This is a genomic window from Dyadobacter fanqingshengii (assembly GCF_023822005.2).
Taxonomy (GTDB): domain Bacteria; phylum Bacteroidota; class Bacteroidia; order Cytophagales; family Spirosomataceae; genus Dyadobacter; species Dyadobacter fanqingshengii.
Genome location: NZ_CP098806.1, coordinates 1,774,985 through 1,789,487, shown reverse-complemented (window position 1 = coordinate 1,789,487; position 14,503 = coordinate 1,774,985). Strand labels below are relative to the sequence as shown.

Here is a 14,503-nt window from a genome sequence, read left to right as displayed (position 1 = left end):
TGATCAGCTTATGAACGAAACTATGTCTGCAAAATTGAATAATGTGCGGCAATGGGCAATGATTATCTGGAAATTAAATAGGTGTGCAGCGTTACAGGGGCATCTTTCAATTTTTCCCTGAACTCGATGACATTGTCAAATTTCAGCTGCTTCATGGTTTTGGTTTCAAAAAAAATCTTAAAACTATCAACATCAAATGGCCAGGGCGTAACATTCAGAACACCTTCCTCGGGTGATGAAAGTTCATAATTACAATCGTCCGGTCCGCGGCTGACCTCGATTTTCCGACCTTCGGGTGGCACCAGGTTCTGGCATATCAGTAGTGAAAAAGCATCGCACCATTCCAGGATCTGGTATGCGGTTTTGATCTCTTTCTCGTCAAGACCCGATTCTTTACGCCACTTTTTATCCCATTTTTCCAGCTTTTTACAGTAAGCGACAATTTGCTTGTCTGTTTCTTTCTGATATAGAAATTGAATGTGCTGCGAGGTTAGCAGGGCAATGTAACGGCTTTTGGAAAGGGCAAGTTGGAGGAGTTCTTCGCATTTTTCTGCATCAAATTTCCGCATTTTGAAATTTACCGGCCCACCGTTTTCATTCAGCAAAAGGTCGTCATTGAAAAATTCATTGAACGCATCATCGTGTTCGGTCGTGGCAATGATCGTTTCCAGCCAGCGTTCAGGGCGGAAGTCCTGTTTCCAATGGAAGCATACTTGTCCTGAAAGTAGTCCGTGGGCGCGTTGCGAGATAATCTGCCAGCCGTCTTCCTTATAATTAACAATCATAATTTATGCTAAATGTTGATGTGCAAAAAAGGCCAGGAAATTTTCCCTGGCCTATATTCCGATAAACTGCTTTTCAAACGACTGCTATTGCTGTTGTTTCTGCTGTTTTCCAGCACTATGGTGCTCTTTCTGATTGTTTGTAATATGATCTCCCTTCACCATTTCCTCTTCCTTATGCCTGCTATCAATGTTGTCTTTGTTTTCAGGCTTGTTGCGAGATTGTGACTGTTGCATCGATCCCGAATTTTGTGACTGTTTCATGACAATCGTAATTTGGTTCTGACAACTATATTTTAAAAATTATGCCAATGGTGCAGCGGGTGGATTAAATTCTCTGCGCGTCCCTTCATAAAGTTCATATTCCAGTAAGCGACAGTCGATTGTGCTGGTGTAGAACTCAATTCTGCGCTTGGCTTTCAAACCAATTTTCTTGGCAAGATCCAGATTTCCGGTGAAGACATAGCCGAAATATCCTCCACACTTTTGTTTCATAAAATCGCCAATCCGGGCATAGGTTTCTTCTAGCTCAGCAATTTCCCCAAGCCGGTCGCCATATTCGGGGTTGATGAAAAACACGCCCTTATTTTCTTTAGGCACTTCGGTTTCTGCAAAATCACAACATTCAAAATCAATCAATTCTGAAACGCCAGCCGCGATCGCATTTTTCCTGGCATTGGCAATGGCTACATTGCTGTAATCCGTCGCGATAATGCGTAGGCCAGGCACGTCGCGAATTTGTTCTTCTAGCTTAGCCTGTTCAGCGTCATATATTTCCTGGTCATAACCCAGCACGTGCATGAATGCAAAATTGTCCCTAAAAAGGCCCGGGCGGCTGTTCGTGGCGATTAATGCAGCTTCAATGGCCAATGTACCCGAACCGCACATGGGATTGATAAATGTTGAATTTCTGTCCCAGCGGCTTGCCAGAATAGTTGCTGAGGCCAGCGCTTCCAGCATAGGCGCGCGGCCCGGGATTTTGCGGTAACCATGCCTTGCCAGCGAATCACCCGAAGTGTCTATGAAAATTTCAGCAGAATCATTCTTCCAGAACAAATGGATCACCGCGCCGATTAGATCGGAACCTGTTGTTGGCCGAGTGCCCTTTTTATCCCTGAACCTGTCCACAATGGCATCCTTTACGCGCAGGTTGGCAAACATGCTGTTGTTAATGGTCGGATTTTGCACATTGCTGGTGACCGAAAAATAGCCTTCACCGGCAATGATATCCTCCCACGGCATTTGAACCAAGAACCGGTAAACATCGTCGGGGTGATGGGCTGTAAACGAGCCCAGACTATATAAAACCTGACTTGCGCAATAGAGATTCAGGTTTAATTTAATGCACTCATTAATAGATGCTTTGATCCGTAAACCGGTTACAAAAGCCTCCTCAATGTCGAATCCCAGGTCCTTCACTTCCTGTTCCAGATAAGGCGCAAGGCGTTTGTGACAAGTGATAATGACGCGGGATGGAGTTGTGAAATATGACATGCTTGGCGGTAAGCTTTTCGGCGATCAGCTCGATATTGTTTGTTTGTAAAAGAACAAACTTAGTGCTTTCTGGCTTAACCGCCTATATTCCGTTCAGCTCGTTCTCGGTGAATGCTTTCTCGCGACCGGTAAGTTTTTGTCTTGTTTTTTCCACTTCCTCGGTTGTGATCTTGTCGGCATCGTTACGCCACGATTTCCTGATAAAGCTCAATAATTGCGCAATGTCCTCGCTGGGCATGTCTTTATCGTAGCCAATGCCCGGCATATCACCACTTACCTCAGGAGTCTGGTAAACGCGGCCATTCACTTTCACAGGGCCTGTCAAACCATACAAAATGATCGAGATCAGCTTATCCTTATTCCCAGTAACCCATTCCGACTGGTTCAAAGGCGGTGCCAGCGATTTGATCCCGGCGCCGTCTGCTCCATGGCAAGTCTGGCAAATGGAAGTAAATAATGCTTCGCCTTTTGGAAATTCTTTTTTCAGCATTTCCGGGTTTCTGTTGCCGCGTGCGCTTTGTACGGTGTTGATAGCGCGTTGAAGCTGTTTATTAAGCAAAAGATCCGGGCTCGACAAAGACGCGGAAATTTCCGACTGGAAACCTTCTTCCTGATCCTGCAAGTTGCTGATGATCGCGTCCGTTACATATCGGTTATTGGGATATTTCAAAGCAAGCTTAGTTAATAAGCCCCGTGATGCTGCTGTGTCGAAAGGTTGAATTGTTTTGGCAACCAGTGCAATATAAGGAGCTGATAATGTGTCATTTGCGTCCACCATTGTATTAAATAGGGAAGCAAATTGCTGATAAGAGCCCGGCGTCATGAGCGCTGGCGAAACAGCGAGCCCCTGCATGCGAAACTTCCAATTCGACTGTCTCAACCAGGCTGCCGCTTCTTCGGTTTTCAATGAATTAAGCCCTTCCAAAGTCCATAATGCGTGTATTGCAAGCAACGGATTTGCAGTCTGCTTAATCGCAGCGCGCAATGCAGGCACGGTTTGGTTGTATTTTCCATCAATGAGTTTCTGCTGTGCACGATCCCTTACCCAGCCATTGGCGTGGCCCAGAAGCTTCACCAATTCGTTCGCGTCCGACGGGATCATGACAGGTTTTGCCTTGGCACTCTTAGGGACCACTTTGTAAATGCGTCCGGCAGAAAGTGGCTGAGTAAGTTCACGTTTCCCGATCTGGTCTTTCAGATAAGGCGTCAGATAAGTTTTGTGTTGAATGATGCCACGGTACATATCGAGAATGTACATCGCGCCGTCGGGACCATTGTAAAGGCTTACGGGACGGAAACGTTCATCCGTGCTGGCCAGGAATTCCTTGTTCTTATAAGCCTGTTCGCCTTTAACAATATAGCCATTTTCAGACAGGATGTTCCGCTTAATGAGGTTTGCGGAAGGCTCGGGCACAAATGCGTTGAATTGATAATTATCACCGAAAAGGTCTCCGCGATAAACGACCGGTGCTGCTGCTGCCGTAAAATTGGTCAAACGCAGGCTGTCGTCAAGGACATTTTTCATATACCCGCGGTTCACGCCGGGTGTGGGATGCAGCGGAAATACATTGTTATTAGCGACCCATTTTTCATTGTAACCAGCCACGTTCTTCTGGTTTTTGTTGGAAGCGCCCAGGCCGGCAGGAAAGTAATCGCCAATCAGGTTCTGTGAATTGTTGTTATAATAAAGGCGGCCGTAATTATCCTGGCTAATGCCCCATTGTCCACGAAAATGCGTGTGCTCAATTTCCCATTTATTGCCCCGTTTGCGATAGCGCTTGTCCGACTTCGCGTTGTAGATCCAGTTGTCGAGCGCGCGGAACAGTCCGTTTGGCTGGTGTTCAACATTCCCGCCTTCGGTATATTTTGGGTCAACTAATGTTTTTTTGCCAACCTTGTCATTTTTAATTTCGTAAAACCAGAGATTGGTCGGTTCAGCAACCAGTATGCCATTCTCTATCAGGCAAATGGCCCTTGGCAGAATAAGTGAATCAATTATGACCGTGCGATCGTCGTAAACACCATCTTTATTCTTATCGTCCAGGATCACAATGTTGCCATTGGGAATGTCTTCACCGGTTCCGATGGTGTCGGGCATGTAGCCCGTCATTTCCACCACCCACATTCTGGCTTTGTCGTCAAACTGCATGGCGACCGGTGAACTTACCAAAGGCTCCGAGGCGATCAGTTTTACTTCGAAACCATTCTCCACCTGCATTTTTTCAATCGTCTTGCCAGGTGCAATAAAGGGCGACTGGGCTTTGGCGGAGACAGGTGCGGTTGTTTCCTTTTCCGTTTTCTCCGAAATAACCTGTTTCGACGCGGTTTGCTTATTTGACTTGCAATAAAACAGCGTGATTGAAATCGTCAGGAAAAGTATATAGTAGCGGGACTTTCTCATTTCAATGAATTACCTCTTTTCAGTTAGTGATGAATATTTAATTAGAAAGGCTGGAAACGCTGAACAATCAATCTCTTAACGCTTCTTCCACCGGTTTCATATTCTTGGTCAGGAAATGAATGATCAGCCACGCAGCAAAATAGGCCAAACCGCATATAACGAACAAGATATTGTAGCCAGCGCCAATGTTTCCGGCTGCTTTATAATAATCCAGTAAAGAGCCAACCAGCAACGGGAACAGGGTTGAACCAATGGATCCTGCCATGCCGCCGATGCCTACCACTGAGCTTACCGCACGTTTTGGGAAAATATCGGAAACAATGGTGAAAATATTCGCGCTCCATGCCTGGTGCGCTGCCGCCGCAATGCTGATAATGGCCACTGCAACCCAGATGTCGGTCGCAAACTTAGCCAGTATAATAGGCAAAACAGCGAACGCCACGACCAACAAAGTAGCTTTACGCGCCCGTAACGGTGCCCAGCCTAATTTTTTTATCAGATAGGAAGACAAATAACCGCCGCCTATGCTCCCGAATGTGGTTGCCGTGTAAACGATGGCCAGGTGCAGACTTGGTTTTTTAAGGTCGAGCGAGAATGTGGTGGCAAAGTAGGAGGGGAGCCAAAAAAGAAAGAACCACCAGATTGGATCGGTGAGTAGTTTTCCGCTGATGAAAACCCAGGTTTGTGGAAGCTGAATGAGCTTGGCCCATTTGATCGGCTTTTCATCGGCAGTTGCGATATCTTCACTATCACTGTGAATGTAAGCAAATTCCTCGGGCTGTATCTTCTTGTGCCGCGATGGGATTTCATAAAACAACCACCAGAATATCAGCCATATAAAACCCAATGCTCCGGTGATCAAAAATGCTTCTTGCCATCCGTATGCGCCCAGCAACCAGGGCACCATGATCGGAGCAGCAACGGCACCGATGCTCGTCCCCGAGTTGAAGATTCCTGTTGCAAGTGCGCGCTCGCGCTTAGGGAACCATTCGGCGGTGGCTTTTACAGCTGCTGGGAAATTTCCCGCTTCACCCAATCCTAAAAGCGCCCTTACCGCGCCAAAACCAAATGTACTTTTGACGAAAGCATGCGCAATCGCAGCAATGCTCCATATGATAATGGAGATAGAGTAACCCATTTTTGACCCGATCCTGTCAATGAAATTTCCAAAAATGATATAACCCAAGGCATAACAACCGGCAAAAACCATGACAATGTTTGCGTAGTCCGACTCGGTCCAGTTAAATTCCAGTTCGAGCGTAGGTTTCAGTAAGCCAAGGATTTGTCTGTCGATGTAATTGATTGTGGTGGCAAAAAATAGTAATGCACAAATGACCCAGCGGTAATTGCCAATTTTGGATTTTTCCATAGTAAGAGGTAAAAGATTTCTTCGGATTCAGGATCTAAAAAGTGACTGTCAGAAAAGAAGACTATTTTTTAGCCATTCTACCCCTTAAAAGGATTGTATAACCCTCAATAAAAAGAATCCTGCCACTAACAAGCTGAGTTGTAGCGGCGGGAAATATGGGTTTTTCAAACGTTGTTGTAAGTCAGTATCAGGCGATCGGGTAGGCCTTTTGAGCCTTTTCAAGGTCGGCTTCATTGGTCAGGTCGAGCCGTAGCGGGGTTATTGATACGAAGCCGTTTTCGATAGCCCAGCGGTCCGTGCCTTCTTCTGCCGGCTCCATAGGAATAACCGTAAACCAGTAATGTTTCCTACCCATCGGGTCGAGTGCGGGTACAATTTGATTGTCGTACAATCTTACTGATTGTCTAGTCCAGCGAACGCCCTTCGGGTCATGCGGGAAATTCACGTTGACCAGATTTAAATGGTCATTTTGGAACAATAATGCCAGCGTTTTTTCAACAAAAGGATCCAGCGCATCAAAATCGGGCTCTTTATCTGTGGGCGTGCTGAGTGCAATTCCCTTCATCCCAAACAGGACGGCCTGTTTTGCCGCTGCTAATGTTCCAGAATGCCACATGGCGTTACCCAGGTTCGGCCCCATGTTGATACCAGAAAGGACCACGTCAGGCTTATCCCATAAATGCTGGCCCAGCGCCACGCAGTCTGCTGGCGTACCATTCACACGCCAGGCATCAATTCCGTCGAAATCTATGGGGGATTTTTTATATGACAGAGGTCTGGAAGCTGTAATCGCATGACCCATTGATGATTGTTCCACATCGGGGGCAACTACTTTAACCTCTCCAAACCGAGCCGCGATTTTGGCAAGGGCGGCAAGTCCGGGACTGTATATTCCGTCGTCGTTTGTCACAAGGATTTTCATAGTGATATCTTTTTTATGCTATTTTAAGCTATACGTTAATAAAATTATGCCTGGTATGTTTTTTATGCTTGAACCGTTATCCTAAATACTTGCTATGAAAAACACCAACCTTTTGCACAACCCCACGGCCGGGGATAATGATTTTTCCGAAAAAGAATTAGTAAAACTGATTGAGGCGGAAGGTTTTAAATGTGATTACTCCTCCGTAAAAGACGAGGGCTGGGACGACTTCAAAACAGAGACCGATTTTCTTATCATTGCCGGCGGTGATGGAACCGTGAGGCGCGTTGCCAAGGCATTAATGGAAAGAAAGCGGCTAGACAAACAATATCCACTCGCATTATTGCCGCACGGCACCGCCAATAACATTGCAACTGCCTTGCAAATCACCGGTGAAGCGAAAGAAATCGCGAAAAGCTGGCATAACGAACATTTACAACCATTTGACATCGGCAAAATATACGGATTGGGTGACGACCGCTTTTTTCTGGAAGGATTCGGTTACGGCGTATTCCCGCGACTGATGAAGGTGATGAGTAAAATGGAAGCAGAAATCGGCGATACGGTAGAACAAAAACTCAAAGCTGCGCTTGCAGTGCTTTACGACATTGTATTGAATTATGAGGCCAAGGAGTGTAAGATCGTGGCTGACGGTGTGGAGCATTCAGGTAGATATCTGATGGTTGAAGTCATGAACATCCGATCCATTGGACCTAATCTGTTTCTTGCGCCTGACGCGGATCCAGGAGATGGCGAACTTGAAATAGTAACAATCCCGGAAACGCAGCGAAAGAAATTTGAAGCGTTCATACTAAGTCAAATCAATGGTGAAGACGAAAAATATAAATTCCCGACCATTAAGGCCAAAAGCGTGGAATTGGCTTGGGAAGGTAAAGACTTACACATTGATGATGAACGCATTAAGCTGGAAGAGCCGGCCGGAGTGACCATTGAAGTGCAACCAAAAATGCTGCACTTCGTCATTACAAAATCAAACTTGCAATAACTTTTGGTTATGGTTTATAAGCAATTGTGATTGGTATGCTGTACAAATGAATCGTAATTTTGGTCATTAAATTATTCCAAAATTCAATTCATACAATCATGATTACCACAGATATTTGCATTATCGGTGCCGGGCCAGTGGGTTTATTTGCTGTCTTCGAAGCCGGATTGCTGAAAATGCGTTGTCATCTGATCGACGCCCTGCCGGTTGTAGGCGGCCAGCTCTCAGAAATTTATCCTCAAAAACCCATCTACGACATTCCTGGCGCACCGGGAATCATAGCCGAAGATCTGGTCAAAAATTTAATGATCCAGATCGAGGAATTCAAGCCAGGCTTCACATTAGGCGAACGCGTGGAAGCGCTGGAAAAACAGGAGGACGAATCTTACATTGTCCGCACAAATGAAGGAACGGCTGTTCACTGCAAAGTTGTGGTTATAGCAGCCGGCCTGGGAAGTTTTGAACCAAGAAAACCTGCGGTCGATAAATTAGAATATTTCGAGGGCAAAGGAGTTCACTATATGGTGAAGAGACCCGAACAATTCCGTAACCAGAACGTTGTGCTGGCCGGTGGCGGAGACTCTGCACTGGACTGGACTATTTTTCTTTCAGATATAGCATTAAAAGTAACGCTGGTGCACCGGGGAGACACCTTCCGTGGTGCACCCGATTCAGCCGAAAAAGTTTTCGAGCTTGCTGAAAAAGGGAAGATCAATCTGATCCTGCAATCGCAGGTCAGCAGCCTGGGTGGTAACGGCGTGTTGAAAGAAATTTCTATTGTTGGCAATGACAAAAGCGTCACCACAATTCCCACCGACCATTTTATTCCACTCTTCGGATTGAGTCCAAAGCTTGGGCCGATTGCTGATTGGCAGCTGGGCGTTGAGAAATCTGCTGTTGTAGTTGACACAGTGGACTATTCCACCAATGTGGAGCGGATCTACGCGATCGGCGATATAAACACTTATCCGGGTAAATTAAAGCTGATCCTCTGCGGGTTTCATGAAGCCGCGATCATGATGCAAAGCGCATTTAAATTCGTTTACCCGGACCAGAAATTGAGTTTCAAATACACCACTGTTAACGGAGTTAATGCATTTTAGCCATGATCAATATTCAAGTAGAAGATAATAACGGAGATCGTCAGGATCTGGAAGTTCCAGTAGATATGGGACTCAATTTAATGGAAATGCTGAAAGCATATGAATACGATATTCAGGCAACTTGTGGCGGTATGGGCCTTTGCGCAACCTGCCACATTGCGGTGCTGGAAGGCGGCGAGGGGTTGCCCGAGCTGAACGATAACGAACTGGCGACACTGGACACATTGCCGGATGCCGAAATGAACAGCCGGCTTGCGTGCCAGCTCCGCTGCAATGATCAAATGGACGGGCTGGTAATCCGTTTGAAAGCTTTACAGGAAGCGTAGTTAAGGTTATAGAATTTTGGAATATGAGTACATAAACCTTCGCCTTTGTAAAGCGGAGGTTTTTAGTTTTACAAAACACTCATATTCTGGACTTGATCAGCGGCAGAACGGCATCGACCCAAAGCTGGTGCATTTTGCCCGAGTAATGCAGGTTGTCCCTGGCCAGCAAAGCCGGATCATTCAATGCCTGCTTTGAAATAGAGGTTATGTCTATGAAAATGACTTTTTGCTTATCGCATTCATCTCTGGCAACCGCGTTAAATGCATCGATCTCTTTGGCGATGTCGGCACGGTCACTTTCACCATAAGGCGTTGCGCCCCAATCAGGAATGGACAAAACAAAAACATGCTCCACTTTGCCACCGGCTAGTGCGATGCTTTTAGTGAGCAGGCTTCGGAATTCGGTGCGATATTCGTCAATGCTCCGACCCTGAAATTGGTTGTTAACACCGATCATTAGCGAAACCAGGTCATAGTTGTTTGCGGGTTTCGCATTATCAACTGAAAATATAAGGTCACGCGTGGTCCAGCCGGTGGTGGCGATAATGTCCGGAGATCGGAACTGGGCGTTGGCATTTTTTAAACTTTTTACTAATAATACGGGCCAGCGTTCGGCTTCCGTCACGCTTTGCCCGATGGTGTAGGAATCGCCCAGCGCGAGAAATTTCGCACCGGGTTCATTGCTGCCCGGGTTGTAAGCGTTTCCGGGATCGCCCTTTTTGCTGCAACCAGACAACAATGAAATGTAAATGAATAATATTTGAATTAGCTTCATATCGATCTCTCCAATCAGCCATTAAGTTGTTATCAGCCGCTTTTTCTGTCTATATACAGCGATTTAAATGTTTTAGATCGAATGCAGGCCACATTAAGCCATGACGGCGATCAGGTTCAAAGCCACTTTGGCCAGATTTGAATCGCCGCTTATGGTAATGTCTTTTTCGGCTTCTTCCGGTTTAATTGCTTTTGTAAACAGCTTCCAGGCGGTTCCGGGCGGGATGCGAACGGTGGCATTTGTCTCGTTTGGATAATGATTTTCAATTTTCCAGCCGTCTTGTTCCTTAATCAAAAATCTTAGAAATGGTTGTTCCAAACCAACATCAATGCCTACCGCCGTTCCAGGCTGCGCATCGACATTGCGGTAAGTGTGTGGCAGCCCGCGCAGCAGGGTGTCGATGAATGGGTAATAAAGTTGTTCGGTAATGATGCCTTGCTTGCCCGTTGCTTCCCTGATCTGCTGCTGGTGATGCCACTTTTCGGTGTATTCGCGCGCAATGTGAAACCAGTTTTTGGACCTCTGTTCGCCTGCCCAGGCCACCGCAAATCGTGCTTCACGATCCAAATCCTGTTCCGACATGATCAGCGAATATTCTTTTCCCGTGGATTCCAGCAAATCAATAAGAACGCCAGGGCTGAGCCGTTTTGTAGCATTCACCCAGTCACTGTTCAGCTTATTGAGGAAGCCCACCATGTCTTCATAAGAGTTAATTTCCCGGTCTGGGGGAATGTTATAGTTGTCCCTCGATCCCGAAATGGTTCTCAGGTTTCCGTCCAGCAGGTGCGAAGCCACGTCTTTTACGCTCCATAGCCTCGCTACGGTGGTTTTATGCCAATCGTCGTGCGAAAGTGATTTGAGTAATTCGATTAATTTCTGGTCGAGAATCGGGAATAAATGGACAGTTTGAATCATAAAATAACGGCTCGTTTTGTTGTCGGCAGTGCTTTTGCGAAGGTTGCAATTTCAAAAAAATCACTATTAAATGTATATTTTTTGTCCGCGCCATCGGTCATTTTGGTACTTTTGAGCGTATTTTAAATAGTTAGCGACCCATCAGACCACTACAAACAGGCGATTCGGGCGATTTAATTGAAAGTAGAAAATGACTTATTGTTTAGGAATAAAAGTAAAAGAAGGGCTTGTCGCACTCGCCGACACCCGCATTACAGCAGGCACCAATACGACTGTAAAAAAGAAAATGTATGTGACTCAAAAGGACAACTATTCCCTTTTTATCATGACCAGCGGGCTCCGTTCCGTGCGGGATAAAGCGGTTCATTATTTTGAGGAACTCATCGGTGAAGGCGTTGTTTATAATAAGCTTTACAAGGCCGTAAATGCTTTCGGAGAGCAGATCAAGCGCGTTGCGGAGGAGGATAGGGCAGCATTGGAACGTGCCGGTTTGAAATTTAACCTGAACACGATTGTTGGCGGACAGTTAAAAGATGATGCTGAGCACAAGCTGTTTTTGCTGTATTCCGAAGGCAACTGGGTGGAACTGGACGAAGGCTCGCCTTACGTGATCATTGGAAATTCCGGACAGGGAAAAGCAATCCTGAACCGCGTACTGAATGGTGAATCGACGATGAAGCAGGCTTTGAAAGCAGGTTTTCTGTCTTTTGATTCAACTCGCGTCAGTAACAATGATGTAGATTTCCCTATTGATGTGGTGTTATACAAAAAAGACAGTTTCAAAATTGTTGAGCACCGTTACGAAAAGCGGGACTTAGAGCAGATCTCCGACATCTGGGCCGATAAACTCAAACAAGCGCTCGACGACATTCCGGAAGAGTGGATGGATCAGAGTTTTGAAAAAATCGTCTGACAAAAAATGGCTGCTTTGAAAGAGGCAGCCATTTTTTTGTTATTACTAACCTGAAAAAGAACTGCAACGTCGTCAGCTCGGTTTCACATTTTTCCCCTGCCGTTTAGCAATCGAAAGCAGCAATGCGGGCAGCAAAATCAGATTTGTACACATCGCTACAAGCAATGTGATTGAGACCATGACACCCATCGCAGCCGTTCCACCGAAGCTAGATGCAGCGAATATCGAGAATCCACAGAACAAGATCACCGCTGTGTAAATCATACTTAGGCCCGTCCCAAAAATAGATTGAGTTACAGCCTGAGATGGCGTAAGGCCGTTTTTATGCAGTTCCTCACGATATCTGGTCAGGAAATAAACAGTTCCGTCGGAGGCGATACCAAATGTAATACTGAAAATTAGAATGGTGGTTGGTTTGAAATAAATGCCGAAATAACCCATTATGCCTGCCGTCAGTGCCAAAGGAATCAAACACGGCAATTTGGAAAGTAAAATGATGGGTACAGACCTGAAAAGTACCATGCCGACAATGGCAATGAGGCCAATCGCGATCAGCAGACTTTCATACAGATTGCTTAACAAATAATCATTGCTTTTCAGGAAAACCAGACTGTGGCCGGTAAGGCTCACCTTATATTTTGCCGGACTGAATATGGAATCGACTTTTGGACGGATCTTTTGCATTAATTCCTTAATGCGCTCAGAGCCAACGTCAGCCATTTGGAAGCTGACACGCGTTACGCTTTTGTCCTTGTTCAAAAATGCATTTAACTGCTTGGCAGCGCCCTGCTGATCCTGCACGTAACCGGTTAGCTTGTTCAACTCTAAAACGCCCGGCAATGCGTAATATTTAGCATCACCGCCGCGGTAGGATTGATATAAAAAACGCGACGCCTCCACCACAGATAGTGGTTTGGAAAACTCCGGAAACTTCTCCATTTCGTTCTGAAACGCCTTTATTTTATACAGCACTTCGGCCTGGTCGGCAAAAATGCCGTTGGGCTGCTTCGTATCAATCATCACCTCAAACGGCAGCACACCATTAAAATTCTTTTCAAAAAACCTTAAATCTGTGTAAACAACATCCTTTTTCGGCAGGTCATCGACTACGTAACCGATCGTTTTGATTTTGGTCATTCCAAAAGCAGAAATGATGATCAGCAGGACCATGGCCATGTAGATTTCTTTACGGCGGTTATGCACCAGGAAATCAACTTTTTTCAGGAATCCGGAAGCCCATTTCCCGTCCAAATGTTTCAAATGGCGTGCTTTCGGAACGCTCATATAATGCAGCGTGATCGGCAATAAAAGCAGGCATAGTACATAAGTTGCCATCACACTGATCGCCGCCACAACGCCAAATTCGACAAGCAAAATGCTGTTTGTGAAGTAGAAAACCCCAAACCCGATGGCGGTGGTCATGTTTGCAAGGAATGTTGACAGGCCGATTTGCCGGATCATTTCCAGTAATGCTTCGTCCTTATTATTATGTGACCTTAGCTCCACCTGATATTTGTTGATCAGAAAGACGCAATTAGGCACGCCTATGACAATCAATAATGGTGGAAGAAGCCCGGTAAGCGCGGTGATTTTGTAGTTAAAGAGATGCAAAATCCCGACCGAGAAAATTACCCCGATCAGCACGACGACAATAGACAACAGCGTGAGTCGGAGAGACCTGAAAAACGCCCAAAGGATCAGTAAGGTTACCAAAACTGCCAATCCCATGAACAACTCCATTTCTCCGGAGATCTTCTTCATATTCACCGTACGAATGTAAGGCATACCGGAATAATGCAGATCAGCCTGGTGTTTAGTGCCGAATTCTTCCGCCATTGCCTCAATGTCGGTCACGATGGATAGCCTGCGTTTGGAATTGAGCTCCTTGTCGTTGAATGTTACGACGATCAGCGTTGCATTGGTTTTGCTATTGAGTATCAATCCCTCATAAATCGGCAGATTGGCAATTTGTTTTTGAATGCTGTCTGCTTCGGCTTGTGTGGACGGGATCTGCTTAACTACGGGCGCGACATCAAACTTTCGGAGGCTGTCGTTCCTGTTAATTTTATAGACATTGGCGAGGGAAAGCACATTTTTGATGCCTTCTGTATCTTTAATGCGTTGGGTGAGCTTGCACCAGTCGCGGAATTTGTTGATTTCAAATAGTTGCGGATCCTGCCAGCCGATGACCATGACGCTGCCATCTTCACCGAACAATTTCCTGAAATCCTGATATTCTTTTTCAACCGGGTCGTTGGAGGGCAGTATCCGGGCGAAGTTGTAAGAGAGTTCGATTTTGCTCGCTTCATAAGCCATGAAAATCGTCGAAACGAACACCAATGCAACCCACAAAAGCCGGTAGCGGATTATGTAAGTTGCTATTTTATTCCACATATTAAGTTAGTCAGTTCCACAAAAAGTTGCAAATATACGGACAGGGAAGAGAAAATGAGACTTTTCAAAAGATATATCCGGTTGTAGCAGATGTTTACAAAAG

13 protein-coding genes are annotated in these 14,503 nt (G+C 45.8%); 4 read left to right on the top strand and 9 right to left on the bottom strand.

Annotated elements, in window-relative coordinates; all coding sequences use genetic code 11:
* Positions 1–62: 62 nt before the first annotated feature.
* The 6 genes from NFI81_RS07285 to surE form a co-directional block, all read right to left on the bottom strand.
* Positions 63–785 carry a DUF3891 family protein gene (locus tag NFI81_RS07285; protein ID WP_234613183.1) on the bottom strand — a complete coding sequence of 241 codons (723 nt, stop codon included), beginning with the start codon at positions 783–785 and terminating at the stop codon, positions 63–65.
* Between the two features lie 84 nt (positions 786–869).
* Positions 870–1,046, bottom strand: coding sequence for a hypothetical protein (locus NFI81_RS07280; RefSeq protein WP_234613184.1), 177 nt, complete (start codon positions 1,044–1,046; stop codon positions 870–872).
* A 39-nt stretch (positions 1,047–1,085) separates the two neighbouring features.
* A complete protein-coding gene (locus NFI81_RS07275) occupies positions 1,086–2,276 on the bottom strand; it encodes a THUMP domain-containing class I SAM-dependent RNA methyltransferase (protein ID WP_234613185.1) in 1,191 nt (396 codons plus the stop codon).
* 82 nt (positions 2,277–2,358) lie between these two features.
* Positions 2,359–4,677, bottom strand: coding sequence for a DUF7133 domain-containing protein (locus tag NFI81_RS07270; protein WP_234613187.1), 2,319 nt, complete (start codon positions 4,675–4,677; stop codon positions 2,359–2,361).
* 67 nt (positions 4,678–4,744) lie between these two features.
* The gene (locus NFI81_RS07265; protein ID WP_234613188.1) at positions 4,745–6,046 is read right to left on the bottom strand and encodes an MFS transporter; all 1,302 of its coding nucleotides are present in this window, start codon (positions 6,044–6,046) and stop codon (positions 4,745–4,747) included.
* Between the two features lie 187 nt (positions 6,047–6,233).
* Positions 6,234–6,968 carry a 5'/3'-nucleotidase SurE gene (gene surE / locus NFI81_RS07260; RefSeq protein WP_234613189.1) on the bottom strand — a complete coding sequence of 245 codons (735 nt, stop codon included), beginning with the start codon at positions 6,966–6,968 and terminating at the stop codon, positions 6,234–6,236.
* Positions 6,969–7,062: 94 nt separating this feature from the next.
* Between surE and NFI81_RS07255 the strand changes: the two genes are divergently transcribed.
* The 3 genes from NFI81_RS07255 (at position 7,063) to NFI81_RS07245 (ending at position 9,403) form a co-directional block, all read left to right on the top strand.
* Complete coding sequence (locus NFI81_RS07255) at positions 7,063–7,974, top strand: diacylglycerol/lipid kinase family protein (RefSeq protein WP_234613190.1); 912 nt, start codon at positions 7,063–7,065, stop codon at positions 7,972–7,974.
* 98 nt (positions 7,975–8,072) lie between these two features.
* Positions 8,073–9,077: an NAD(P)/FAD-dependent oxidoreductase gene (locus NFI81_RS07250; RefSeq protein WP_234613191.1), complete on the top strand. Its 1,005-nt coding sequence runs from the start codon at positions 8,073–8,075 to the stop codon at positions 9,075–9,077.
* A gap of 2 nt (positions 9,078–9,079) precedes the next feature.
* The gene (locus NFI81_RS07245) at positions 9,080–9,403 is read left to right on the top strand and encodes a 2Fe-2S iron-sulfur cluster-binding protein (protein ID WP_234613192.1); all 324 of its coding nucleotides are present in this window, start codon (positions 9,080–9,082) and stop codon (positions 9,401–9,403) included.
* A 79-nt stretch (positions 9,404–9,482) separates the two neighbouring features.
* Here the strand turns inward: NFI81_RS07245 and NFI81_RS07240 are convergent, their stop codons facing one another.
* Both NFI81_RS07240 and NFI81_RS07235 read right to left on the bottom strand, forming a co-directional pair.
* The gene (locus NFI81_RS07240; protein WP_234613193.1) at positions 9,483–10,178 is read right to left on the bottom strand and encodes an SGNH/GDSL hydrolase family protein; all 696 of its coding nucleotides are present in this window, start codon (positions 10,176–10,178) and stop codon (positions 9,483–9,485) included.
* A 93-nt stretch (positions 10,179–10,271) separates the two neighbouring features.
* The gene (locus NFI81_RS07235; RefSeq protein ID WP_234613194.1) at positions 10,272–11,093 is read right to left on the bottom strand and encodes a maleylpyruvate isomerase N-terminal domain-containing protein; all 822 of its coding nucleotides are present in this window, start codon (positions 11,091–11,093) and stop codon (positions 10,272–10,274) included.
* A 190-nt stretch (positions 11,094–11,283) separates the two neighbouring features.
* Here NFI81_RS07235 and NFI81_RS07230 point away from each other — a divergent pair, with 190 nt between their 5' ends.
* Positions 11,284–12,006 (top strand): proteasome-type protease, encoded by a 723-nt coding sequence (locus tag NFI81_RS07230; protein WP_234613195.1) that lies wholly within the window; start codon positions 11,284–11,286, stop codon positions 12,004–12,006.
* 72 nt (positions 12,007–12,078) lie between these two features.
* Here NFI81_RS07230 and NFI81_RS07225 read toward each other — a convergent pair whose 3' ends face one another.
* Positions 12,079–14,400 (bottom strand): efflux RND transporter permease subunit, encoded by a 2,322-nt coding sequence (locus NFI81_RS07225; protein ID WP_234613197.1) that lies wholly within the window; start codon positions 14,398–14,400, stop codon positions 12,079–12,081.
* Positions 14,401–14,503: the final 103 nt, after the last annotated feature.

Coding starts and splice junctions, on each gene's coding strand:
- NFI81_RS07280 (WP_234613184.1), bottom strand. CDS start 1,046: ATGAAACAGTCACAAAATTCGGGATCGATGCAACAGTCACAATCTCGC.
- NFI81_RS07230 (WP_234613195.1), top strand. CDS start 11,284: ATGACTTATTGTTTAGGAATAAAAGTAAAAGAAGGGCTTGTCGCACTC.
- NFI81_RS07265 (WP_234613188.1), bottom strand. CDS start 6,046: ATGGAAAAATCCAAAATTGGCAATTACCGCTGGGTCATTTGTGCATTA.
- NFI81_RS07240 (WP_234613193.1), bottom strand. CDS start 10,178: ATGAAGCTAATTCAAATATTATTCATTTACATTTCATTGTTGTCTGGT.
- NFI81_RS07225 (WP_234613197.1), bottom strand. CDS start 14,400: ATGTGGAATAAAATAGCAACTTACATAATCCGCTACCGGCTTTTGTGG.
- NFI81_RS07255 (WP_234613190.1), top strand. CDS start 7,063: ATGAAAAACACCAACCTTTTGCACAACCCCACGGCCGGGGATAATGAT.
- surE (WP_234613189.1), bottom strand. CDS start 6,968: ATGAAAATCCTTGTGACAAACGACGACGGAATATACAGTCCCGGACTT.
- NFI81_RS07235 (WP_234613194.1), bottom strand. CDS start 11,093: ATGATTCAAACTGTCCATTTATTCCCGATTCTCGACCAGAAATTAATC.
- NFI81_RS07245 (WP_234613192.1), top strand. CDS start 9,080: ATGATCAATATTCAAGTAGAAGATAATAACGGAGATCGTCAGGATCTG.
- NFI81_RS07270 (WP_234613187.1), bottom strand. CDS start 4,677: ATGAGAAAGTCCCGCTACTATATACTTTTCCTGACGATTTCAATCACG.
- NFI81_RS07285 (WP_234613183.1), bottom strand. CDS start 785: ATGATTGTTAATTATAAGGAAGACGGCTGGCAGATTATCTCGCAACGC.
- NFI81_RS07250 (WP_234613191.1), top strand. CDS start 8,073: ATGATTACCACAGATATTTGCATTATCGGTGCCGGGCCAGTGGGTTTA.
- NFI81_RS07275 (WP_234613185.1), bottom strand. CDS start 2,276: ATGTCATATTTCACAACTCCATCCCGCGTCATTATCACTTGTCACAAA.